General features: G+C 60.4%; 18 protein-coding genes and 1 pseudogene. 9 read left to right on the plus strand and 10 right to left on the minus strand.

Annotated features, from left to right (window positions below):
- Positions 1 to 111 precede the first annotated feature (111 nt).
- A pseudogene (locus P2T57_RS19630) lies at positions 112 to 513 on the plus strand (DUF6166 domain-containing protein).
- A gap of 252 nt (positions 514 to 765) precedes the next feature.
- On the opposite strand, the gene P2T57_RS19635 reads toward P2T57_RS19630, so the two are convergent.
- From P2T57_RS19635 to P2T57_RS19655, 5 genes are all read right to left on the minus strand, one after another.
- Positions 766 to 1,272, minus strand: a complete 507-nt coding sequence (locus P2T57_RS19635; RefSeq protein ID WP_276302608.1) for a hypothetical protein — start codon at positions 1,270 to 1,272, stop codon at positions 766 to 768.
- Positions 1,273 to 1,287: 15 nt separating this feature from the next.
- A complete protein-coding gene (locus P2T57_RS19640; RefSeq protein WP_276302609.1) occupies positions 1,288 to 1,611 on the minus strand; it encodes a hypothetical protein in 324 nt (107 codons plus the stop codon).
- 135 nt (positions 1,612 to 1,746) lie between these two features.
- Positions 1,747 to 2,280 carry a hypothetical protein gene (locus P2T57_RS19645; RefSeq protein WP_276302610.1) on the minus strand — a complete coding sequence of 178 codons (534 nt, stop codon included), beginning with the start codon at positions 2,278 to 2,280 and terminating at the stop codon, positions 1,747 to 1,749.
- A gap of 102 nt (positions 2,281 to 2,382) precedes the next feature.
- On the minus strand, positions 2,383 to 3,075 hold the full coding sequence (locus tag P2T57_RS19650) for a hypothetical protein (protein ID WP_276302611.1): 693 nt from the start codon (positions 3,073 to 3,075) through the stop codon (positions 2,383 to 2,385).
- A 9-nt stretch (positions 3,076 to 3,084) separates the two neighbouring features.
- On the minus strand, positions 3,085 to 7,083 hold the full coding sequence (locus P2T57_RS19655) for a hypothetical protein (RefSeq protein WP_276302612.1): 3,999 nt from the start codon (positions 7,081 to 7,083) through the stop codon (positions 3,085 to 3,087).
- Here P2T57_RS19655 and P2T57_RS19660 point away from each other — a divergent pair.
- Both P2T57_RS19660 and P2T57_RS19665 read left to right on the plus strand, forming a co-directional pair.
- Positions 7,063 to 7,983, plus strand: a complete 921-nt coding sequence (locus P2T57_RS19660) for a hypothetical protein (RefSeq protein WP_276302613.1) — start codon at positions 7,063 to 7,065, stop codon at positions 7,981 to 7,983. The two genes, P2T57_RS19655 and P2T57_RS19660, sit on opposite strands and share 21 nt — an antisense overlap.
- A gap of 307 nt (positions 7,984 to 8,290) precedes the next feature.
- Positions 8,291 to 10,093, plus strand: coding sequence for an SLC13 family permease (locus tag P2T57_RS19665; protein WP_276302669.1), 1,803 nt, complete (start codon positions 8,291 to 8,293; stop codon positions 10,091 to 10,093).
- Between the two features lie 43 nt (positions 10,094 to 10,136).
- Here the strand turns inward: P2T57_RS19665 and P2T57_RS19670 are convergent, their stop codons facing one another.
- Entirely contained in the window at positions 10,137 to 10,319 is a 183-nt protein-coding gene (locus tag P2T57_RS19670) for a hypothetical protein (protein ID WP_276302614.1), read from the minus strand.
- 423 nt (positions 10,320 to 10,742) lie between these two features.
- Here P2T57_RS19670 and P2T57_RS19675 point away from each other — a divergent pair, with 423 nt between their 5' ends.
- On the plus strand, positions 10,743 to 11,156 hold the full coding sequence (locus tag P2T57_RS19675) for an SRPBCC family protein (protein WP_276302615.1): 414 nt from the start codon (positions 10,743 to 10,745) through the stop codon (positions 11,154 to 11,156).
- Between the two features lie 281 nt (positions 11,157 to 11,437).
- Complete coding sequence (locus P2T57_RS19680) at positions 11,438 to 12,685, plus strand: FAD-dependent oxidoreductase (protein WP_276302616.1); 1,248 nt, start codon at positions 11,438 to 11,440, stop codon at positions 12,683 to 12,685.
- A 114-nt stretch (positions 12,686 to 12,799) separates the two neighbouring features.
- On the opposite strand, the gene P2T57_RS19685 is transcribed toward P2T57_RS19680, so the two are convergent.
- Positions 12,800 to 13,990, minus strand: coding sequence for an orc1/cdc6 family replication initiation protein (locus tag P2T57_RS19685; RefSeq protein ID WP_276302617.1), 1,191 nt, complete (start codon positions 13,988 to 13,990; stop codon positions 12,800 to 12,802).
- A 1,240-nt stretch (positions 13,991 to 15,230) separates the two neighbouring features.
- Positions 15,231 to 16,199, minus strand: coding sequence for a transcription initiation factor IIB (locus tag P2T57_RS19690; RefSeq protein ID WP_276302670.1), 969 nt, complete (start codon positions 16,197 to 16,199; stop codon positions 15,231 to 15,233).
- 261 nt (positions 16,200 to 16,460) lie between these two features.
- On the opposite strand from P2T57_RS19690, the gene P2T57_RS19695 reads away from it, so the two are divergent.
- The 3 genes from P2T57_RS19695 to P2T57_RS19705 are packed head-to-tail and all read left to right on the plus strand — an operon-like array spanning position 16,461 to position 18,815.
- Positions 16,461 to 16,655 carry a hypothetical protein gene (locus tag P2T57_RS19695; protein WP_276302618.1) on the plus strand — a complete coding sequence of 65 codons (195 nt, stop codon included), beginning with the start codon at positions 16,461 to 16,463 and terminating at the stop codon, positions 16,653 to 16,655.
- Positions 16,648 to 18,102: an APC family permease gene (locus tag P2T57_RS19700; protein ID WP_276302619.1), complete on the plus strand. Its 1,455-nt coding sequence runs from the start codon at positions 16,648 to 16,650 to the stop codon at positions 18,100 to 18,102. Before P2T57_RS19695 ends, P2T57_RS19700 begins: the two co-directional genes overlap by 8 nt.
- A 59-nt stretch (positions 18,103 to 18,161) precedes the next feature.
- Complete coding sequence (locus tag P2T57_RS19705) at positions 18,162 to 18,815, plus strand: potassium channel family protein (RefSeq protein WP_276302620.1); 654 nt, start codon at positions 18,162 to 18,164, stop codon at positions 18,813 to 18,815.
- 16 nt (positions 18,816 to 18,831) lie between these two features.
- On the opposite strand, the gene P2T57_RS19710 is transcribed toward P2T57_RS19705, so the two are convergent.
- Both P2T57_RS19710 and P2T57_RS19715 read right to left on the minus strand, forming a co-directional pair.
- Positions 18,832 to 19,584: an alpha/beta hydrolase gene (locus tag P2T57_RS19710; RefSeq protein ID WP_276302621.1), complete on the minus strand. Its 753-nt coding sequence runs from the start codon at positions 19,582 to 19,584 to the stop codon at positions 18,832 to 18,834.
- A gap of 73 nt (positions 19,585 to 19,657) precedes the next feature.
- Positions 19,658 to 20,947 (minus strand): YncE family protein, encoded by a 1,290-nt coding sequence (locus P2T57_RS19715; protein WP_276302622.1) that lies wholly within the window; start codon positions 20,945 to 20,947, stop codon positions 19,658 to 19,660.
- Between the two features lie 534 nt (positions 20,948 to 21,481).
- On the opposite strand from P2T57_RS19715, the gene P2T57_RS19720 reads away from it, so the two are divergent.
- Positions 21,482 to 23,833, plus strand: coding sequence for an AAA domain-containing protein (locus P2T57_RS19720; protein ID WP_276302623.1), 2,352 nt, complete (start codon positions 21,482 to 21,484; stop codon positions 23,831 to 23,833).
- Positions 23,834 to 23,938 lie beyond the last annotated feature (105 nt).

Consider the following 23,938-nt stretch of genomic DNA (forward strand, 5'->3'; position numbering starts at 1 on the left):
TGGGGGTTCAGAACAGCTACTCAGTCAGTAAATCCATGACGGAGTGACCGCGTGAGTTTTTCACCCCCTAAGGGGTTCGGGGGAACTCGAAGTAGTCCCTCGAATCGAACCATGAGTGGAACAACCGACTCACAATCACTCGAACAGACACCGCCACGAGAGAAACAGGATGTCGTCTACGTCGGCTACCGGCGGCGCGGACGCGCTGTTGTGGAAAAACAATCTGGGCAAGAGCAGGTGACGCCACAGCAGAGTCTCGAACTGGCGAACCACAGTCCCTCGGGCTTCAGCTGGGGATATAGTGGAAGTGGCCCGGCGCAACTCGCACTTGCACTCCTGCTGGATTACACCGGCGACGAGGACATTGCGCTAGCCAACTACACCGCATTCAAAAACCGGGTCGTGAGCCAGTTAGATTACTCTCGTCCTGAAGGGTGCTGACGACTCACCGGCACCGACATCGAAAACGCCCTTCGTGAACTGGCCAACCAAGCCGTCGCACCGTCCAACTGAACACCAACAATATTCCGGGATATTTTCCGGTGTTGTACCGGACTCCTTGCACGACGAGTGCGTAAAGAAGTCGATGTATAAATCGACAGCCAGGGACAGTTGGCGAATAAAACTGGATTTCCCAGTCTTGCATATTTATCGATTACGTTCCAGACCGATAAACATCGTAGTTGATGTCGTTCGTACTCATATACTGCTTCAATTCAGCAGACGGTTTCGATCTAAACCTTATTGTTTTAATATTATTTTGTACTATTGGTACTCTGATTTCACATCATTTATCCATTGCTGTAGGTTTTTGAACCATTCTGCTGTCTCAATGTCGGGATTTACGTCAAGTGCGTCGTCTCGCCATTCTTCAGTAACACGGATGATTTCAGATATTACATCATCTTTTGTTATTACAAAGGGATCAAAGTGACGTTCCCTCTGATCTTCGACAGCGTTCGGGCTAAAACACTTAGTAAGAGTAACCGTACCTTCCTCATGCGGTTCGATAACGAGATACGTTCCACTATCGAGTAGCTCAACGTCTCCGCTGAAACCTGCCAAAGTGTTCTCTGCTGCTTTCAACAAGTCAACCAGCGTTAATCCCATCATGATACTTTCAACATAATGGTCCTCACTACCAATGAGGTACTCTTCATTGACCCGAATTTTGATCCAACCGTCTGGCATCTTGCCATCCGCAATGAGTTCCTCAAATTCGGGATCGTACTTCAGTTGTATTTGAAACTTGTTATCTATATTGGAGACCATTCTTTCGATTCCTCTTTAATCGCTCTCTAGTTCGTCTTTCCATTTACCGACTTCTTGAATCCACTTGTGAACGGCGTCCCCCTCTATCGGGTATACTTGCCGGATACGACCATTTCGAGTGACAACTCGAATTGTACTTACACCAGTCTTAGACTCAAGTTTAGGACCAAGGTCGTAGGTTATCCGGTCCTGCCGATCTGTATCTGAGTTTTTCACGGCTTGGTATGCCATCCTCTTAATATCCTTCTTCTTCATCTCGTTAGCAGGCTCTAAGTTTCGACCTTTTATTTCCTGTCCCATCGGGAAGAAGTCCGTAGCCCCCTTTTCAGGGTCATCCATTTGCTCGCCGTGAATATGCCTACCTTTGATATACACCCAACCACTATCCTTTATAGTATCGTCCGGGTCGTACCGACCTTGAAGTAGAGGTCGCACGTCTCCATCAGTATCTTTGACAACAACGTGGACATCATCTTAGTCAGTTTTATCCGTGATTTCGAGTAGCTCGTTGATGGTGATATCGTCTCCAGAAAGGTATTCTTTGTTATCATTATCCAACAGCTTTGACGCTCGCCGAAGGTCGTCCCCGTCGATATCGCCATTCTTGTAGGCTTGAACAAGTGGGGTGACATCCTCCCCGTCGCGTTCGATTTTATTCAGTCGTCTGGCAGTTTTAGAGTCGATATCGTCAAGGTCAGCGAGCAGCTCAACATAGTTTTGGCCACCGTCAGCGACCTTCTTTGGACTGTCGCTACGTACGAGAACTTGGCCAAGCTTTTCCTGAACCTTTTCGTTGTACTCGTTGAACTTCGAGCGTACATTCGTGACCTCGCCGAGGACACTCGTCAGATTCAGCCGGCGGAGTGAGGCAGAACGAGGAAATCTATTGAAATCCGTTGAGTTGTTATAAATTCCAACAACAGTGCGGCCGACTGGGAACTCCTTCGAAATTGCAGAACGACAGTCCGGCGATGCACACCGCTCAGATGGGGTACGGTGATAGAGCAACCACTACATTGTTGATCTTCCACGAGGCACTAACTACGACCATTGAATCTGACGGAGTATTGACGATACGATTATATAGTGAGGGAATAGTTGAGATGATATTTAGTCTTTTAGACCGAGATACTCGTTTAGTTCTTGAGTTCGGCCACCGTCTTGGAGTGGGCCTGAAGTGGCAACGAGCATCACTCCTTCGTCAGCAAACTCAACGGTGCGTTCAGTCGGTGCAGAGAGTATTTTACGACGACCAATCTCGTCAACGAGGTCGGCCGATAAGAACGTGACTCGCCGTAGCCGTTCTTGAAGGAACGCTTCGGTTGTTGTCGGCAACCAATCGTCGTATTCGCCTCTAAATGACCCGTAAGGGAGATTGACGCGCTGGAACACACCCGCGCAAAGATCAACAAACGACTGGAATCGGTCCTCTGTTTGGACCTCATCTCCGACAACGGACAACCGAACCCGGCATCCTGACTCGTTCGTGGGAACAAGACTGAAGGCGAAATGAATGGCTTCTTGACTGTTAGTGTATGCAAGGTTGATTCTCATCTCGGTCGTTGCTACGTCGAAGTCGGAGTAAAGGTCCACTATTTCGGCGAGTCGCTCAGTACATTCTCGTTCGCTTGAGGCTTCCTGAGCAATCTCCTCGTTGGGGTTAATAGGAACTATTCTGTACTGCCCCGGATATTTGCCCGTATTATATTTGACTCCTTGGACAACGAGAGCGTACAGAAGTCTGTGGACGAACCGACAGTCGGGTACGGTTGGCCGATGAAACTGGATATCCCAGTCTTGCATATTTATCGATTACCCTCCGGATATATAAACTTCATAGTCAATGTTGTTCGTCTCTAGGTACTGTTTCAATCCATCGGATGGCGCACGTTTAAGTACGATTTTGTAATCATCGACAACGCCCTCTTCGACTAGTTCTTCATACCCTTTTACAATCTCACCAATTTCACCTTCATCACTACTACTCTTCAGTTCGTGTCCTATTTTTTCTCCACCTTCCTCAGTTAGGACATCAATATCGCCTGGCCGAGGTTGCTTAATTGAACCGGGGGTATCTCGGCCAACAGCAATGATATCGTCTGACTTGCTCGCTGCATATCGGGCTTCAAATGCGGCTCCTTCAAAATTGCCTCGGTCACCAGTCAGGGCCCGATGATAGAGATCATTGAGCTCCTCGGTAGAACCGATCTCGTTACTAATCTCATTATAATCATTTGTGAATTGGATAGCTTCTTTGGCAGAAGCACTATCACTTTCAAGAGTGAGTGTAACGAGTTCCTGTCGTGTTTTGTGGTCCATCGCTTCAAGGTTATCCAAGTATCGACCGAATTCCTCGGAAGAAATTTCGTCTTCACCGATGAGTTCTGCAAGCCGGTACGACCAGATGCGAGACTCACCAACGCTAAGACCCCCATCAGCCATCGTCCGCCGCGTGTCCATCATCTGCGACACATCGTCGCTATCAGCCTCTTCAACGAACTTGACTCCACGATCACCAAGACGTGCCGTGACTCGTCCGATAAACCGCTGAGTATCTGGCGAGTAGCTCTCAACTTTGGCTAATGTTCCGACTTTCGCATCACCGAGTTTCTGACGAACGTCGTATTTCGCACTCGCCGTTTTCACGCCCGACAGAACTCGCCGTCCACTCTTTCTGCTCAAGTGTGCGCTACCTTTTGCAACCCTCGCGCCCAACTTGAACGTCACCCGCTTTCCTTTCCCAATAGTCCGGTCTTCGACCGCGTCCAGATACTTACTTGCCGTCGTCAACCGACCATTCCGGTCGAGTGTATCGACGATGTTCCCGAACCTCTTGGTGTTCTTCGCGGCTTTCGTCGCCTGACCCCCGACCACCATCGACACGAGCGCGTAGGAAATATACCCTCCGTACCACGCCTCGCGGTACTCCGTATACAACTTTTCTTGTGTATCTTCGTCGTAGGGATTGTTGCGCTTCTGGTTCTCCTCAATTTGCTTCGGGAACGCCTTGATGAGATCATCGAGGAGTCCGAGATTCCGAAGGAGAGTGACGACCTGCGTGATAGAATCGAGGAAACTGAACGGGTTTTCGGCGACGGCCCTCACCGTTTCGACAGTACTACCTGCGCCCGTCGAGAACCCGGAGAGATACCCAAAAGTGGCCGCAGTCTCTTTTCCGTAGATGTCGTCCGAGCCGAGTTCGTCGGCAACTTCCCCGTAGAAGTTCGTGCGCTCCAGCGCGACAACTTGCCGGGTGTTGTCGTTGCCGTCAGTCGCCTTCACGTCGACAGTCGTTCCACCGAGTGCGCTGTCGATAGATTCGATGGGACCAGTAGTGAAATCTTCCGTGTCACTCACACCGTCTGGTGCGTCCGAGAACGTGGAATCTATCTTCGTCTCGCCTTCCTTGACGTATTGGACTCTCGTTACACCGCTCGGGTCACTCGCACTATACCCGATGCGATACGTCGTCTCGGGTGGAATCGCTGTCGTCTCGAAAATCGCCTGCAGGATGCTGATTTCCGGGCCTTGGTAGTCGTGGAGCGTCGGATCGGTATCGTAGTCAAGTTCGTCGCCGTCAGGAATCCCATCGTCGTCGGTGTCTATCCGCGATGGGTCAGTTCCGAGTTCGAGTTCCTTCCCGTCTGGAAGTCCATCGTCGTCGGAGTCCGCCAGCATCGGATCAGTTCTGAACGTCCGCGAGGTAAGGTGGTTTCCGGGGTCGCTATCGTCGTCGTAAAGAGCCGCAAGGAACTCCTTCGAGTCCTCGCTCGACTTCGTATATCTGACAGTCCGCTTTTCGTTCGTTTCCTCGTAGTCGTCAAGTCCATCACCGTCAGAGTCCACCTCGGTCGGGTCGCTCTCCAACTCGAAATACCCGCCATCCACGTAGTGGGCGATGTGATCCGCAACTTCTTTCCCGTCTGAAATCCCGTCACCATCGGTGTCAGCATCGTACGGGTCGGTGTACACTCGGTCGCCATCACCGGTCTTGATACCCAACTTCTCCAACTCGTTCGTCAGGCCGTCGCCGTCGCTATCGCGCTTCGTCTCGACGTCGAGATACGGCAGGCTCGCGCCAGCAAGATTCTCCTTGTGTATCCAAACTTCTACCGTGCCGCCCGTCGGATTCTCGAACCTCTCGTCGATGTAGGTACTCCCGAACTTCCGCTCGCCGTCTTTGCCGTTGAGTTCGAGGACTCGACGCGTCTCACCACCGACTCGAACCGCGACGGTGACGCTCGCGTTGCTCTCCTCGGCGAACGCCGAGACTGGCCCTGTCACGGTCAGTTCGACTGTATCGGCGGGTATCGTCAGCGACTTACTGAGATTAGCAGAGTCGAGCGATGGCGGCGGAGACGGCGTCGATGAACCGTCATCGTCGTCGCTCTCGTTGTTGTCATCGTCGTCACTTTCGTCACCGTCGTCGTCACCACCGCTTCCGTTCCCCGGACAGTCGCCGGGATCAAACTCCTGTCTTATAATCGGCCCACTGCACTCGGCATCGGCCTCGTCGGAGAAGAACGCCGAGGAGTTCTGGCCGACTACCACCCGACCCTCGCCGGTCGAACAGTCGCCAGTGCAGTTCCAGCCGCCGAGGTCCGCGAACGACTCGTTCAGCGCGAACCGCGGTTTCGGCTTGGCCCGCGACTCCATGTACGCCTGCCACTCGCTTTTGTTCAACACCACGAACGTCGAGAAGTGCGGCGTCGTTCCTGTTACCGAGTCGTTCTCGGCATCCACCTCTGAGGGAAGTTTGCGGTACGTCTGGAGTTTCGGGTCGTAGGTGTAGACCGCCAGCGCCGACTCGTTTTCGACCTGCGTCTCGTCGTAGTCGATCGAGAGGTTCGCCTCCTCAAACTCGGCATCGGCCTCGAAGTTCAGAACCGCGGATGCCGAGGCGTTCGAGACGGTCTCGGTCTGAATCTGGTCGTTCGTCTCGTTCTGAATCGTGACGGTGTCGGCGACGTTGCCTTTGCCCGAGATGTTGACCGCCGCGCCCACCGTCTCGTTTTTCGTCTCCGTCGAGAACGTCTCGTTGCCGTCCAGCACCCCGTCTCCGTCGGTGTCGGCCACGGTTGGGTCCGTTCCGACCTCGTACTCGTCGGGGTCTGTGAGGCCGTCGCTATCGGTGTCGGGCGCGAGCGAGTCCGTCCCGTTCGCCAACTCCTCCGAGTCGTTCAGTCCGTCGAGGTCGGTGTCGGCCCGGACGGGGTTCGTACTCGCGTTCTGTTCACGGAGGTTCGACAGCGTGTCGTTATCCAAGTCCTCCGCGGCGTCTGAGACGGAATCGTTGTCGGTATCGTTGTTTGCGGGATTGATGCCTTGGAACTGTAATTCGAAGCCGTCGAGCAGACGGTCGCCATCGGTATCGTTGGCGAGTGGGTCGAGGCCGAAGCGGTAGGCCTCGTAGACGGTTTCGCCGTCGTTGTCGAGGTCCTCCGCGCCGTCCCTAACGTTGTTCGCAGACTCGTTTCGAGCAGTCTGGGTCGCGTTGCTGTCGGGATTGAGTGGGTCGGTCCCGATAACGTTCTCTTCGTAGGTGTCGGGCAGACCGTCACCGTCTAGGAGCAAACGACCTTCGCCAGTTGTCGCGTTCGCGTCTGGAGAGTCGGGTGCCCAGCGCCGATTCGGGTCGGTCGCCCTGACCTCGATGGTATTGATTTGCTGAGTTAGCGTGAGGTTAGTCTGGAAGGTGGCGACCTTGCCGGGCGTCGTCTCGGGCGTGGCATTCACGTCCAGCGCAAGCGTGCGGTTCGCGCCGTTCAGCGAAACGACCGCGGTGAGTTCGTGGCCGCGAACGTCGAACACTCGGCCCCGGAGTTCGTAGGTGATGTTCTCCTCGACTGCGGATTCATTGAACGAGACGTTTCGCTCGCGGAGCGTCTCCCGGACGCGCTCGGCGTCGGCGATGGCGGTCGCGGCGAGTTGTTCGTCGGAGCGCACGAGGAGTTTCGTGACGTTCGGCGCGAACTGCGGCGGGGTGCTGGCTTCTTTGTCGTGTTCGAAGAGGACTGCCGATGTGGTGCGGTTCGCGTCAAAGACGTGCTGGAGAGACTTGTTGAGGGCTTTGAGCGCGGCGGTTCGGTGGCGCTCGGCCGACCGACCCGGCCCGTAGAAGTCGGCCTGTTGGAGCGCGGCGATGGCGGCGAGGCGGTAGTCGGCGGCCGAGGCCTCATCTTGGACGGTGACGTTGACCGAGGCGTTAGCGAGGGGCTTGCTCTTGTTGGCGAGCGCCGAGCGATTGTGCGCGACGCTTGGCGGCGTCTCCGGGTTCTGCGCCCACTCAGGTGGACCGCGGTCTTCGGGCGGCCCCGCATCTTCGGGTGGGCCGCCGCCGCGGTCCTCTGGTGGGCCTCGGTCTTCAGGTGGCCCTTGCGTCTTGTTCCCCGGCGGTCCCGGATCTTCGGGCGGGCCTCGCGTTTTGTTGCCCGGTGGACCGGGGTCTTCAGGTGGCCCTTGCGTCTTATTTCCGGGTGGGTCTTGCGTTTTGTTCTCGGGCGGGCCCTGCGTTTTGTTGCGGGTGGTCGTTGGCGGGCCTTTTGGTGGTTTTGCAGTGGTGGTTTCGGGCGGTGTCGTGGTGGCTGTAGTCGCCGTCTGCGAGGTGTTTTTGCCCTTTCCGTTGCCGTTCCCATTTCCGTTGCCTGCGCCGAGTATCGCGGGAAATCCGTCGAACTCGGCGAGGGAATTCGTAACCGAGTCGGTGAGTGAACTGTCGGTCTGCGAGTGGTTCGGCGGGGAGAGAGTGGCGCTGGCAGGAGTAAGTGTGGGGTCGAGGTCGTCGATGATACTCGAATCGAACGACTCGTGATTCGAGAGGCACAGGAAATACAGGAGACGGACGACGAGTGAACTTCCTCGGGACTCCACCCCAAGGCAGTGCATGAAGTATCGCTCTAATCAACTCGCTCGTGTACATACCAGTCCTTATCCCGCGTCAGCGTCTCTGTTTAGTGTGGTCCTCTCTACCGTTTCGTTGGCAGTCCAGGGTCTCGGCTTCCCGTCAGTAACGGCCGAGATGCTCGTCGTCTTCGCCCTCATTCTGCTCGCGCTCGTGTTGTTCGCCACTGAGTGGTTTCCAATCGACGTCACCGCCATCTTGGTAATGGTGTTGTTGATGGTACTCGAACCGTGGACACAGATCTCTCCACGAGAGGGAATCTCGGGATTTGCGAATCCAGCCACGATCACCGTCCTTGCGATGCTCATCCTGAGTACGGGAATCAATCGAACCGGCATCGTCCAGTTGCTCGGTCGGAAGATGGCCGCGTTCGCGGGGGCCAACCGATCCAAGCAACTCGCGGCGACGATTGGCATCACCGGCCCCATCTCGGGCCTCGTCAACAACACGCCGGTCGTCGCGATTCTGGTCCCGGTGATTAACGACCTCGCACACAACGGGAAGACCTCACCGTCGAAATTACTGATGCCGCTGTCGTTCGCCTCGATGCTCGGCGGCACGTTGACACTCATCGGGACGTCGACGAACATCCTCGCGAGCGATATCGCAGCCCAACTCGGGGCGGAGTCTCCCGAACTTGGTCTGCACGCATTCGGGATGTTCGAGTTCACCAAACTCGGTCTCGTCGTGTTCGCGGTCGGCTCCCTCTATCTGATGACGGTTGGCGTTCGACTGCTCCCCGAACGGATTCCCGCCGACGAGGACCTCGTCGAAGAGTACGCCCTCCAAGAGTACCTCGCAGACGTCGCCGTGCCAGCGAACTCGTCGTTGATCGGGCAGACAGTCGAGGAGGCACTGGGAGACAACGAACTCGACATCGACGTGTTACAGCTGATCCGATACGGTGAGCGCTTTTCAGAACCGCTCGCTCGTAAGGAGATCCGCGAGAGCGACACGCTCCGACTCAGGACGAACCGGGAGACACTCGAACGAATCATGGACACGGAAGGCCTCACATTGTCTGGCGGTCCACGAACCGAAGACGACCTGCACCCCGGTGAGGAAGAACCGGTCCTCGTCGAGGTCGTTATCCCGTCGGGGTCGTTCCTCGTCGGCGAAACCCTCGCGAGTTCAACCTTCCGACAGCGCTACGACGCGAACGTCCTCGCCTTTCGAACCCGTGGTGACGTCGTCCGCGACCGATTCGAGGACATCCGTATCCGGGTCGGTGACACGCTCCTCGTGCAGGCACCGCCCGACAGTCTCACCCGCCTCGTCGAGAACGAGGACTTCATCGTCGCCCACGAGTTCGACGAGGTGACCTATCGGAGCGACAAGATTCCCTTCGCGGTCGGAATCATCGCCGGCGTCGTCGCACTCCCCGCACTGAACATTCTCCCAATCGTCGTCTCTGCGTTAGCAGGGGTCGTGGCGATGGTCTTCACTGGCGTCCTGAAACCGACCGAACTCTACTCGTCGGTCGAGTGGAACGTGATCTTCCTGCTCGCAGGCGTCATCCCGCTCGGTATCGCCCTGCAACAAACCGGGGCTGCGGCGCTACTCGGCGATGCCGTGGCTTCGACAGCGGTATTCCTGCCGCCAATCGGGGTCCTCTGGGTGTTCTACCTCGCGACCGGGTTGTTGACGAGCGTCATCAGTAATAATGCGAGCGTCGTGTTGATGATTCCGGTGGCTGCCAGCGCGGCCCAGTCGATCGGTGCGAACGCGTTCGCGTTCGTGCTCGCCGTGACGTTCGCCGCCTCGACGGCGTTCATGACGCCGGTCGGCTACCAGACGAACCTCTTTGTCTACGGGCCCGGCGGGTACACGTTCTCGGACTTCATTCGCGTCGGTGCGCCGTTACAGTTGCTCCTGTCGGTGGTCACCGTCCTCGGGATCGCGTTCTTCTGGGGAGTGTGAAATCCACAGATTCTGATTCCAGAGCGTTCTCTTCACCGTGTGACTACTCGTCTGTTATGACGTGCGGATCGTTCATCTGCACCGAATAGACGCGTTCTCTCGGGATGTACGTGAACTCATCGTCGCCGTGATGAATCTGCCAGTGGTCCTCCCGATAGTTCAGTTGCTCGTCGTCGACATCCTCCGAGACAGTGTCATCAACGCCTCGGTAGACAATTATTGCCATGACCTATTGTAGTTCGGTCAGGTGCATAACGTGGAGGGCCACCTTCACTAGAGAGCGTCGTGAATTGAAGCGTTCCTTCCGCCGACTGAGAAGCCATTGCTCCCGTCATACTCTGTTCAAGAGCGCGTGTCACGAGTCTACTATCATAGATCCTGCGGATAGCAATCGAACGGTCAGCTGTGTACCTAACGTAGACTCGTCGTCATCGTACTTGTCGCTCTGGTCCACCGTAGGAACGTTGATTGACCTGTCCGTCCCTCTAGAACTATGGCCGAGTTCCCAGACGAACGCCAACTCGTACTACGGGCGCGTTCCCAGTTGGACCAGTGGATTCGTCATCACGATAGACGAAACGACGTCCAGAGGACCACCGAACGACGACACGTCGAAGCGCTCATCCCGGTTCCACTCGGAACTTGAAGTATGGAAAGGGTAACGGTCACGCGGAATATCGAAGCATCTCCCGAGGCCCTCAAAGAACGTATCGAGGACGTGGAACCGTTCATGCGTTCCGCGGGATTCGACGAGGTGGAAGTAGAGGGCGATACCATCCACCTCGCAAACGCGGTGGGACTGTTCTTCGAAATCGAGTTGACGCTCGAAATCGTCGAGGACGACGACGCAATCCTCGCGTACGAACAGCGAGACGGTATCTTCGAGGAGATGACGACGAGGTACACCCTGCGAGAACACGACGGGCAGACGACGGTGAGGGCGACGACGGAGTTCGCAATCGACGTGGCGTACCTCGGACCCGCGTTCGACGCGACGGTCGTCACGCGCCAGCGCCGGGTAGAGCTAACTAAACAATTCGATTACCTCGAATCTGAATTGTGAGAGAAACATAATTATTTTGTAAAAGATTGTAGACGAGTCTGAAGCGCGAGCGACCGACTTCGCGGGCCAGCAGGCGAGACGGACGGTCAGACGCCGAGGCGGAAGATGCCGGTCGCGGCCTTTAGTCCAATATCGCGGAGTCGAGGACTCAGCGTCGGAAAGGCGAGGACTCATCTCATCATTGGGAAGCCAAGCACTGCGCGCGGAGCGGGGCCTCCGAAAGCGGCCGACAGCGACTCACGCCACCGTCAAGAACTTGTGTATGTACTCGAACCAACGGTATGGAGACGACCGTTCTCGTCGTCGGTGGCGGTGCGACCGGGGCCGGAGTCGCCCGTGACCTCGCGCTTCGCGGCGTAGACGTCACGCTCGTTGACCGAGGAGGCCTCGCCAGCGGAACGTCCGGCCGCTCGCACGGACTGTTGCACAGCGGCGCACGCTACGCCGAGGCCGACCGAATCGGGGCCGAGGAGTGCATCCGGGAGAATCGCGTCCTCAAGCGAATCGCCGGAGAGTGCGTCCGCGACACCGGCGGGTTGTTCGTCCAACTCGCCGGCGACGACCCCGCGTACTTCGAGGAGAAGCGCGAGGCCTGCGAGGAGGTCGGTATTCCCACGACTCTCCTCGACGGCGACGACGCCAGAGCGGTCGTCCCCGACCTCTCGGAGAGCGTCGAGCGTGCGCTCCGGGTCCCCGACGCCGTGGTCTACCCCTCCCGACTGGTCGCCGCCAACGCGGCCGACGCCCGCGACCACGGCGGGCAAATCCACCCCCACGCACCGGTCGAGGGGATGACCGTGGACGACGGGAAAATCGCCGCGGTGAAGGTCGGCGGGTCGATAGACGGCCGAATCGAACCCGAGTTCGTCGTCAACGCGACCGGCGCGTGGGCCGAGAAGGTCGCCGCGATGGCGGGCGTCGGCGTCGAGATGCGACCGACGCGAGGCGTGATGGTTTCGGTCGAGTACGACGGTCTCGGCCCGGTCCTGAACCGATGTCGCGCGCCGGACGACGGCGACATCGTGGTACCCCACGACTCGGAGGTCGTCCTCGGAACCACCAGCGTCGAAGTCGCGGACCCTGACGACTACGCGACCGAATCGTGGGAAGTCTCGGAGACGGTCGCCGAGTGCGCTGTGATGCTCCCGCCGGTCGCCGACGCGCCGGACGTTCGGACGTGGTGGGGCGTCAGGCCGCTGTACGGTCCCGACGAGAGAGAGCGGCAGGACTCAGATGGGGAGACTTCCGGCGGGCGCGGCATCTCGCGGGGCTTTTTCGTCCTCGACCACGCCGACGAGGGCGTCGAGAACTTCGCCAGCGTCGTCGGCGGGAAGTTGACGACCTACCGCCAGATGGCGGAAGCGACCGCGAATCTCGTCTGCGACCGACTGGGCGTCACCGCCGAGTGTTCGACCGCGGACCGGCGACTCCTCGGCGCGGACGACCCCGAGCGACTCGATTCCCTTGTCGCCGAGTTCGACGGGCAGGGCGAGACGGACGCCGACGTGGTTGTCGATTCCACGCCGTGAGACCGTTCGCTGACCCACGGCCTCGGTGGGTCGCACACCTCGTTTCCAGTGAAACGGACGGCGTGGTTCCAGTGAAACCGAGCAGGTGCTGGTCGAAAAACGCCTGCGGTGGGGTTACTCGTCGCCGAGGACGGCCATCACGACTGCGGGGTCCTCGACCAAGCGGTGTTCAGTGTAGTTTCCGTCCGCGCTCCCGCCGCTCCGGTCGGCCTGTTCGATAACGTCCAAGAACGCGTGTTCTCTGAGGAGGTCCCGGACGCGCCGCGCCGACAGCGGGTCGGTCCCCGCTCGGTCACAGATTCGCTCGTAGGCTTGATAGACCCGAGAGGTCCGATACGCGTCGTCGTCGTGTTTCATCGAGAGCATTGCGAGGGCGCGCAGGGTCCGCTTCGAGTGGGGCGTCGCGCCGCGGATGAGTTCCCGGAACCGGTCGTTCTCGGCCCGGTCGCGCGCCTGTTCGACGTACTCCTCGCGGACCTTCGCGTCGCCTTCCGACTGGGCGATTTCGCCGGCGTACCGCAGGATGTCGATGGCCTTCCGAGCGTCGCCGTGTTCTTGGGCGGCTTGGGCCGCCGCGAGGGGAATGGTTCCCGGTTCGAGGACGTCCTCTTTGAACGCGTCGTCGCGGGCGGCCATGATGTCGCGCAATTGGTTGGCGTTGTACGGTGGGAAGACAAACTCTCGTTCGCAGAGGCTAGATTTGACGCGCTCGTCCATCCGGTCTTTGTACTTGATTTTGTTGCTGATGCCGATGGTCCCGAGTTTACAGTGGTCGAGTTTCCCGGCCTCGCCGGCACGCGAGAGTTGCATCAGAATCTCGTCGTTCTCGAGTTTGTCGATTTCGTCCAGCATGATGATTACGACGTCGTATTCGGCGTCGAGGATTCGCCAGAGGCGTTTGTAGTACGTCGAGGTCGAGATGCCTTTGTCGGGGATGGAGATGTCGGTCGCTGGCGTATTGACCTCGCTGGCGATGGTCTGGACGGCTTGCGTCTCGGTGGTGTCTTGGGCACAATCGACGTAGGCGCGGCCGACGGCGACGCCTTCCGAGTCGGCCTCGCGGACGAGCTGGCGGGAGACGTGCTTGGCGCAGAGCGATTTGCCCGTACCGGTCTTCCCGTAGAGGAGGACGTTGCTCGGGGATTGGGCAAAGAGGGCAGGGTTGAGTGCGTTAGCGAGCGACTGAATCTCGTCGTCCCGGCCGACGATTCGACCGTCGTCGGGGAGGTGGTTGATTTCGAGGAGTTCCTTGTCGGCGAAGATGGGGTCGTCTCTGGAAAAGAGACTGTCGTTGGTGTCGCTCATCGACACCACGTTTCCAGTGAAAATCACTTAGTCCTGTCGCTGGGAGGTTTACCGCTCCAATTCTCGACGGGGGTGCTGTTCGATTGGTGAGACACACACACCACGTTTCCAGTGAAAGCGGTTTTTGGAGGGGTGGGGTGCAGACGAAGCGGGGGTCGAAGATTCGATAATGGTTGATTATCGGACCTTTGATGACGGGGTTCGATAGTAGTCGATGTCGATTCGATAGTAGTCGATGTCGGGATTTGGTACTGGGGTTCGATAGTTTTCGACGCCGAGAGCCGTTTGAAACACGGTGTCTCCTCAAGACGTAGTAAACGGTACCGAGACGCAGAATATTGGACCGAGACACAGAACAACCTCGTCTGGCTGAGTCGGGCGAGAGTGTCACTGAATCGGGCGAGAGTGTCACTGAATCGGGCGAGAGTGTCACTGAGTCGGGGCCAAGTCAGACAAGAGTTTTGCTGAATCGGAGGAGAGTACTTGTCGAACAGACGGAAGAACCGCTGAAACCACCGTTTCGAGTGAAACGAGCTGTAGCAGAGCTACAGCTATAGGAAATTAAAATCTATTCAATGGACTTTGACGAAAGACAGAATAATAAATCTATGGGAATAGTACGACAAATAGACGCAACTGACCACCGCTCAACCCCGCTACCCACTACCTCTCCCACCCACTACCTCTCCTACCCACTACCCCTCCCACCCACTACTCACGCGTTTCACTGGAAACGTGGTGTGTGTCCGACCCGGTATTTGGTTCCCCACAACCTCCAACGTTTCCGTCACCCCGTCACTTTCGTTACCTCCCTCGCCTTCATCGACCTATCTTCTCCGTCGTCCCTATCGTTCCGCTGTTCTCGTTGCCTCGTCTCTGTCGGCCCACCGTCCCTATCTCCCCACCGTCCCTGTCAGCCCGCCGTTCCTATCTCCCCACCGTCCCTGTCAGCCCGCCGTTCCTATCTCCCCGCCCTCCCCGTCCCCCACCATCCTTCCCGTTTCACTGGAAACGTGGTGTGTGTCTCTGAGAAAATATCGACAAACATCACTCACGATAGAACCGACCTCGGCGAAAAACGCTAGTTCGATAATCGCAATCAACCGCACACCGGTCGCAATCAACCCGAACGTTCACCGAGATTGGAACGTTCACCGAGATTGGAACGTTCACCGAGATTGGAACGTTCACAGAAACTGATGCACATCCGGCCCTGCGACGAATACCGGTCGTCCGAGCCTCAGTAGATGCCCATCGCTTCGATTTGCTCTTGGTACCGGTTGCGAATCGTCACCTCGGTCACCTGTGCGACCTCGGCGACCTCGCGCTGAGTTTTCTTCTCGTTACAGAGGAGCGACGCGGCGTAGATTGCCGCCGCGGCGTAGCCGGTTGGCGACTTGCCCGACAGCAGGCCCTGTTCTGCGGTCTCGTCGATAATCTGGTTGGCCTGCATCTTGACCTCCTCGCTCACGCCGAGTTCGGAACTGAACCGGGGCACGTACTCCTTGGGGTCTACCGGTTCCATCTCGAGGCTCAACTCCTTGGCGACGTACCGGTAGGTCCGCCCGATTTCCTTGCGTTCGACTCGGGAGACCTCCGAGACCTCCTCGAGGCTTCGGGGGATGCCCTCTTGGCGACACCCGGCGTAGAGACAACTCGTCGCAACCCCTTCGATGGAGCGTCCGCGGATGAGGTCCTCCTTGAGCGCCCGCCGGTAGATGACCGACGAGACCTCTCGGACCGACCGCGGGACCCCGAGTGCCGAGGCCATCCGGTCGATTTCCGAGAGCGCGAACTGGAGGTTGCGCTCGCCCGCGTCCTTGGTTCGGATGCGCTCCTGCCACTTGCGCAGGCGGTGCATCTGGCTTCGCTTCTTCGAGGAGATAGACCGGCCGTAGGCGTCCTTGTCCTTCCAGTCGATTTGCGTCGTCAACCCCTTGTCGTGCATCGTCTGGGTCGTCGGCGCGCCGACCCGACTCTTGTTCTGTCGTTCGTTGTGATTGAACGCGCGCCACTCCGGCCCGCGGTCGATAGTCTGTTCCTCGATGACGAGCCCGCAGTCCTCGCAGACGATTTCGTTACTGTCGCCGCTGGTAACGAGGTTGTCTGACTCGCATTCCGGGCACTGCTGGCCCTCTTTCTCGTCTTCTTGCGCTTCTTTCGCTTCTTGCGTACCGTCCCGTTCGCGCTGGCGATTTGGCCGGACCATCGAGTGAGTCATACCTAAGAGTTTGATTGTCTAATAAGCATGGTTCTGCGCGAGCGAGAATCGAGGCCGAAACGACCGGTCGCCGGGCGGTCGAAAATCCCGGTACGCCATCGGCAATACTCGATAGCGAGCGCCCAGCGACCAACGACACGGGCGAATAGACGAACGAAACGGACGAATAGACGAACAAGACGGACCAATAGTTGTCAGAATTTGGGAACGTCCCGAGGGTTTAACATCGACAACGGATTTTTTCGTCGTATGGAGACGGTGGAGAACAACGAGTCACGACGAGTGGCCTGCCTCGCGTCGCCGGGCATCACCGCCGGTGGAAGCGCACGGAAGGGCGTTACCGTCGGTGAAAGCGCACAGAACCCGGAGTACCACACCCGAGACAGCAACCGACGCGAAGGGTACCACACCCGAGACAGCAACCGACGCGAAGGCGATGAGTAGCCAGAATCGCGCCCCCGAGGCCGAACTCGGCCTGCTCGACGCCACCATGATAGGGATGGGGGCGATGATTGGCGCGGGCATCTTCGTCCTGACGGGACTGGCCGCGGAAATCGCCGGCCCGGCCGCGATTCTGGTGTTCGCGCTCAACGGCGTCGTCACCGCGTTCACCGGTCTCTCGTACGCCGAACTCGCCGCGTCGATTCCCAAGAGCGGCGGCGGGTACGCCTTCGTCCGGGAGGTATTCGACGACCTCTCGTCGTTCGTCATGGGGTGGATGCTCTGGTTCGCCTACATGATTGCCGGTGGACTCTACGCGCTTGGCTTCGCCCCGAACTTCCTCGAACTCCTCCACGTCTACGGTATGGTCCCGCCGCCGGAACAGGTCCAAGCGGTCGCGCTCCCCCTCGTGGACGCCGCGCTCCCGGTAGCGGTTCTGCTGGCGTTCGCGGCGGTCCTCCTGCTCGTGGCGGTCAACGCCGTCTCGACTGCCGCCAGCGGGAGCGTCGAGACGATTTTCACCGCGGTCAAGGTCTCGATTCTCGTCGTGTTCGTCGCGTTCGGTGCGGTTTCGCCGATGTTCTCGACCGCCGAGTTCCAGCCGCTGTTCCCGCAGGACGGAGGCGCGCTCGCCGTCCTCCCGGCGATGGGCCTGACGTTCATCGCGTTCGAGGGCTACGACCTCATCACCACCGTCACCGAGGAGGTCGAGAATCCTCGCGAGAACATCCCGAAAGCCATCTTCGTGAGTCTGGGCGCGACCGTGGTGGTCTATCTGGCCGTGGTGTCGGTCGCAATCGGGACTCTCGGCGCGGACGGACTCGCAGAGGCGGGCGAGGCCGGCATCGCGCAGGCGGCGACCGAGTTCATGCCGACCGGGATTCCCGTCATCCAGAATGGCGGCGCGGTCATCGTCTTCGGGGCGGTGTTCTCGACGCTGACGGCGCTCAACGCGGTCGTCATCGCCTCGTCGCGGGTCGCGTTCTCGATGGGGCGAGAGGGCCAACTGGTGTCGTCTATCGGACAGATTCACCACAAGTACGGCACCCCGTTCGTCGCCATCCTCGCCAGCGCGGTGGTGATGTTGGGGTCGGTCGCGCTCCCGACCAAGAGCGCCGGCAACATGTCGAGTCTGTTCTTCCTGCTGTCGTTCGTCGTGGTCAACGTGGCGGTGATACGACTCCGGCGAGAGCGCCCGAACATGCACCGCCCCTACGAAATTCCGTTCTATCCCGTCCCGCCCGCGCTGGGTATTCTGCTCAATCTGGTCCTGACGGGCGTACTTGTCGAGTACCTGATTCGGACCGACCCGCTGGCGCTGGGCCTCAGCGTCGGGTGGATTCTCCTCGGCGGTCTCACCTACCTCGCGCTCGACCGATTCCGGTCCGGAAGCGACCGAGACGACGAGCAGACGACCGAACTTGACGTGACGCCAGAGTCAGATGATTGAAATTCGACGTGACGCCAGAGTCCGATGAGTGAACAACGACAGAAGCTGACATTCGACCCATGACGAAAGACCTCAAAGTAATCGTCGCTGGCGGCGGCCGCGTCGGGTTCCAGACGGCGGAACTCCTCGCGGACCGCGGCCACGACGTGACGATAATCGAACAGCGAACCGACATCGTGGAACAGATAGCCGACGAGTGGGTCGCCACGGTCATCGAGGGCGACGCGACCAACCCCGACATCATCGAGCAGGCCGGCGTCGAGGACGCCGACGCCATCGCGGCGCTGACGGGCGTCACGGGCCTGAATCTCGCGGTCTGCATGGCCGCCAAGGAACTGTCTCCGGGCATCCGGACCGTGGCGCGCATCGAACGCTCCGCGGGCGAGTCCTACACCCGATTCGTGGACGCGGTGGTCTTCCCCGAGCGCGCCGGTGCCCGACTCGCGGCGAACGAAATCGTCGGGAGCGACGTGCAGACGCTCTCGGACGTGACCGGCGCGCTCGACATCATGCTAATTCGGGTACACGAGGAGTCCCCGGCCGCCGGGAAGCGCCTCGCCGACGTTCGATTCCCGTCGGGTGCGCTGGTCGTCTCGGACGCTGACGGCGAGCGCATCGCCGGGAGCGACACCACCCTGACCGCGGGCAAGCGGTACGTCGTCGCGGTCGAACCCGCGGTGGCCGATGAGGTCATGAACCTCATGCGCGGGTGAACAACTCGCGCTCGACTCACGCCGACGACTTCGGAGTTGCGGACCGGTTGGCTACCCACGGCACCAGCACGTCCGCGAGTCGGTCGTGGGCCTCGGCGTAGGAGCGCGGCGCGGGCGAATCGCCGCGTTGCCCGCGGTAGGACCCGAACTGGGTGTGGTTCATCCCCCGAATCTCGCGGACGGTTGCGGTCGGCGGGAGGCGGGTGCGGGCCGCGCGGTAGTTCTCGCGGTCGAGAACCGTGTCGGCGCTCCCGGTGACGCTGAGGACCGCTAACTCGTCGTCGCTCACGTTCGCGTTACAGTAGGAGGCGAACAGGACGAGGCCCCGCACGTCGTGGGAATCGGCGTACTGGCAGGCGGCCACGCCGCCCAGCGAGTGCCCGCCGACGAACCACGTCCGAACGGTGGGGTTATCTCGGCGAATCTGGTCGGCAGTCCCGGCGTCCAGCAGGGCGACGTTCAGGGGCATCTTCGGGACGAACACCGTGACGTTCGCTCGCGTCACCAGCGGAGCGAGGACGCCGTAGTAGGCGTCGGGAGCGACCCGAGCGCCGGGATAGAACACGAACCCGGTGGTTGCATCGGCGTCTGCCGGCGCGAGGACGTGGACGCCTCCGGTGGTCGTGACCGAGACGCGGGGGTCGTCCTCGACCGACTGAATCGAGGCGGGCGTCCCGTGATGCGGGAGCGAGAAGTAGACGACGCCACCGCCAACCGCGACGACCAGCAGGGCGACCACGACCAACGCGGCTTGCGTCAATCGGCGCATACCCGGACGTGGTGGGCAGGCCCCGAAAGCGTTGTCCGTTCGTCTCGGGTCGCTGGCAAAAAAGTCGAAAATCCTACAGCTGATGGCCGCAGGCGCAGTTGCCGATGCAGTAGGTGGTCCCCTCGTCGGAGAGTTCGACGCCGAGCGCAGACAGCGTTCCCAAGAGGTTCGCGGCGGCGTCCTCCTCGGGCCGGACCCTCGCGGCGGTCGCACCGTAGGGCTTCGCACCGACCGGAATCGTCGCGGCGACGCTCCGACTCGCGTGGTCCACGACCTTCACCTCGTCGTTCGTCTGGACCGACACGTAGAGGCGCTCACGGCTTGGTCCCCACGTCCCGGCGAACGCCGACCCGCCGAGGTCGAGGCGGTCGGTGATGACTCCCTCCCCGAGGTCGATGACCGAAATATCGTTCGACCCCGGCGTGAAGACGTAGCCGACCTCGGAGCCGGGACCGATTTCGCTCGTGAGCGGTCGCCGGCCGAGGCCGTCGTCGCCCGTCAGTCGCACTCGCTCGGTGGGGGCTGTGGGGTCGCTCACGTCCCAGATGCTCTCGGACCCGCCGCCCTCCTCGTTGTTCTCGACCAGCATGACCTCTCCGTCCCACCCTGCGGTCGCCATCCACGGCCGGGCGGTGTTTGCGTTCGCGCTCGGTTCGACTGGGACCTGCGTCACTATCTCGAAGGCGTCGATGTCGAGGACCGACAGCGTGTCGCCGAACAGGTCCGGGACGTAGGCGTAGTCGCCGTCGGAGTGCATCGTCACGTCGCACGGGCCGGGACCGTTTCGGCCGCCGCGTCCGTCCTCGTCCCTGCGGTCGAGTTCCGCCGTCACCTCGCCGAACGACGCCGAGGAGGGGTCGGCGTCGATGCGGTACTGAGCGTGGGCCGGTTCCCGCGCGCTGACGACGAGGTGGTTCCCGTCCGGCGTGAGTTCCTGCCAGTTGGCCCCCGAACCGGTCTCGACCGACGCGACTTCCGACAGCGACCCGACCGCGAACGCCCGGACTCCTCGGCCGACGTTGAGCCAGAGGGGGTCGTCCGGGGCGTCGGTAAGCCGCGGGGTGAACTGGTTCGACGGGAAGGAGGAGGTCGCACCCAGATGGGGCGTGGCCACCACCTCGTCGTCCTCGGCGTCGATGACGCTGACAGTCTTGTCGCCGGTGTTGAAGACGAAAATCGTCTCGCGCTCGGCGTCCGCTTCCGACTGGGCCGGCGCGGACGAACTGCCGGTACACCCGGCGGTGGCGGCGGCCCCCACAGCCATCGACCCCGACAGCAGGCGACGGCGCGAAACTCCGGGTTTCCGGGACTGCCGACCGCGATTCGGGTAGAGCGAGGAGGCCGCGGAGTCGTCGTCTGACATCGTTCTCCTCGGTACCACGTGACACAGTAGCATTAGCGTGCGGGTGGCGCTTGCGCCACCGACCACCGTGACCGGTGAGCGGCGAGACACTCCCGACGAGACGCCACCGACGAGGACGGACCGAACCGAGTAGGAATAGACATCCAATTATTTGTTTAATAAACTTCTACAATTCCGTAGAAATTGTGTAGTTGTGTTTAATCCCGGAACTCCTCGTGTTCGCTCCGGATGCCTGATTCGGACCCCGGCCCGGAGCGCGGGCGGTGGTGGCGGTACGGATGGTAGACGGTGGTGGCGGCCCAGAGAGCAGGCAGTGGTCCGGAGAGCAGGCGGCGTCGGTGACGAACGCCCCGAAACGCAGGGCCTATTACCGCCATCTCCGATACCTACGACACGACTTTCAGCGATGGCCCTGCACCCCACCTCCGAGACGACGCGACCTGTCACCCGACACTGCCGGGACCAGCAATATCGGGACCAACACTGCCGAGACCGCCACTACCGAAAAATCGACCGCGCGACCGAGAGCGCCAGATGACTTCGGACCGCCCCGCCGACGAGCGCCCGGCAGTCGAAACTCTCACCGAGGAGTGGAACGTCCGCGGCGCAACCCTCCTGCGAGCGAAGGGGAGTCTGGACGCGACCACCCGGTTCGAGCGCAACAACTCGCCCGCGGTCCTCGCGTCCGCACTCGACCGGGCGTCGCGGACGGTCCGAGAGACCCCGCCGAACCGGGACGGCTACGCCGTGCCGCTCCACGAACCCGGAACTCCCGTGACGACCGACGAGTACGTCCTCTGGCGGCCCGACTCCGAGCAAATCGGCTGGTACGACACCAGTTTCGGCATCGACGGGACGGTTCGGTTCGTCTCGGTCGAGGACGCCGCCGAGACCACCATCGGCGACCGACTCAAGTACTGGCACCCGGATTTGACCCCCGAGGCCGAGGAGCAACTCGAACGCTTCGAACTACCCGGTTCGGCGGTCGAACCCCAGTCCCGACTGTCGGACGACGAGCGCCGTGAGTTCTTCGAGGAGATGTACGAGTTCGTGAACGACGAGCGCGACGCCGAACAGCGCGCCAACCGGCAGAGACACGTCGAGACCGGTATCGAGACGCTGGTGGGGAATGGCCTCGCAGTGGGACCGTTCGTCTCGCTCGGGCGGGTGAGCCATCCCAACAGCGTCGGGCGATTCCAGTTTCAAATTACGGAGGGCGGTCGGCACGGCGGTCGGCAGAGCGGTCGAGACGGAAGCGACACGGACCTCTACCGAGACGAGGAGATATACCCGGATAGCGTCTTTCTCGTGGACACGCTGGACGACGCCGACCACTTCCCGCTGGCGGTGCGGACCACTTCGGTCGAAGGCTCCGTCCTGACGGTCAAAGCCGACAGGCGGTGTTCGCACAGTCCCTCGCTGGTCGAGGAGGCGCTGACCGGCGACGGCGAGTACTGGTTGACCCACTTGCTGAATCCGGTGCCCTTCGAGCGCCGGACCGAGGCGCTGGACCGGATACGCGACAACCAGTCGAAGCGCGACCTGCTGACCGGGAGTCGCCCCGCCGAGTTCTCTGCGGACCGCCTCTCGGTCCCGAGCGTCGAGATGGAACTCAACGAGTACCAACGGCAGGCGCTGAAGTGGGCCGACGACGCCGAGGACCTGCTGTGCATCCACGGCCCGCCGGGGACTGGCAAGACCCGGACGCTGACCGCCTACGTCCTCCACGCGGTCTGGCACGGCGATTCGGTCCTCGTGACCGCCCACTCGAATCAGGCCGTGGACAACCTGCTAGTGGGCGACAGCACGCTCGAAGAACCGGAACCCGGAACGCTCCACGAAGTCGCGTGCCGGGAGAGTGAGGGCGACGGGGGCGAGACGGACAGCATCAGCATCGCTCGCGTCGGCCACAACTCCACGAACGAGGTCGTCAAGCGAAATTACGAGAACCGGTCGGTCGCCGAGGCCGACGTGGTGGCGGCCACGACCAGCGGGTCTGCCCAGTTCGACACCGACCGCTTCGACGTGGGCGTGGTGGACGAGGCCACGCAGGCGAGTCGCCCCGCGACGGCCATCGTCCTCGACTGCTCGCGCAAACTGATTCTGTCGGGCGACCACAAGCAACTCCCGCCCTACAGCGCCGCCGAACCCGGCGCGGACGGGGCAACCAACGCAGACGACGAGACCGAGGACGAGCAGACTCACACCTCGCTGTTCGAGTACCTGCTGGAGCGATACGGCGACGACATCTCGGTCCTGTTGGGGTGTCAGTACCGGATGCACGACGACATCGCCCGGTTCCCCAACGAACAGTTCTACGGCGGGAATCTGGAGACCGCCGACCGAAATCGGAACTGGCAAATCGGCGACTTGGACCCCCTCGTCGGCATCGACGTGGGCGGCGAGGAGTACCGCGAATCCGGCGGCGACTCGCTCTACAATCCCCCGGAGGCCGAAGTGGTCGCGGAGGAAGTCCAAATCCTGACCGAGAACGGCGTCGCTCCCGAGGACGTCGGCGTCATCTCGATGTACCGCGGACAGGTCGGACAGATTCGCTCGCAACTGAACCGGGCCGGAATCGAGGACCCGGACCGAATCACGGTCGATACCGTGGACTCGTTTCAGGGCGGTGAGCGCGAGGCCGTCGTGGTCTCGTTCGTCCGGAGCAACGACGCGGGCAGTAGCGGGTTCCTCGAACTCCCCGACGAGGGGCCGCGCCGGTTGAACGTCGCGCTGACCAGAGCGCGCAAGCGCCTCGTCCTCGTCGGCGACTGGGAGACGCTCTCGCAGGTGGCCGACCACCGAACCCCGGAGAATAGCTGTGCGGGTCTCTACGACGACCTCCGGAAGCGATTGGCCCGAGACGGACTGCTGAAGTCCCACTGACCGCGGACGCTCTCGTCCTCGGAACTGCCGGACCATCCCGTCCAAAAAATATCATATTTTCAACTTTTATACGATGATATTTGCAAATACGATTAGTGCAATTTC

Origin of the sequence: Halorussus lipolyticus, from assembly GCF_029338375.1 — an archaeon.
Classification (GTDB): Archaea; Halobacteriota; Halobacteria; order Halobacteriales; family Haladaptataceae; genus Halorussus; species Halorussus lipolyticus.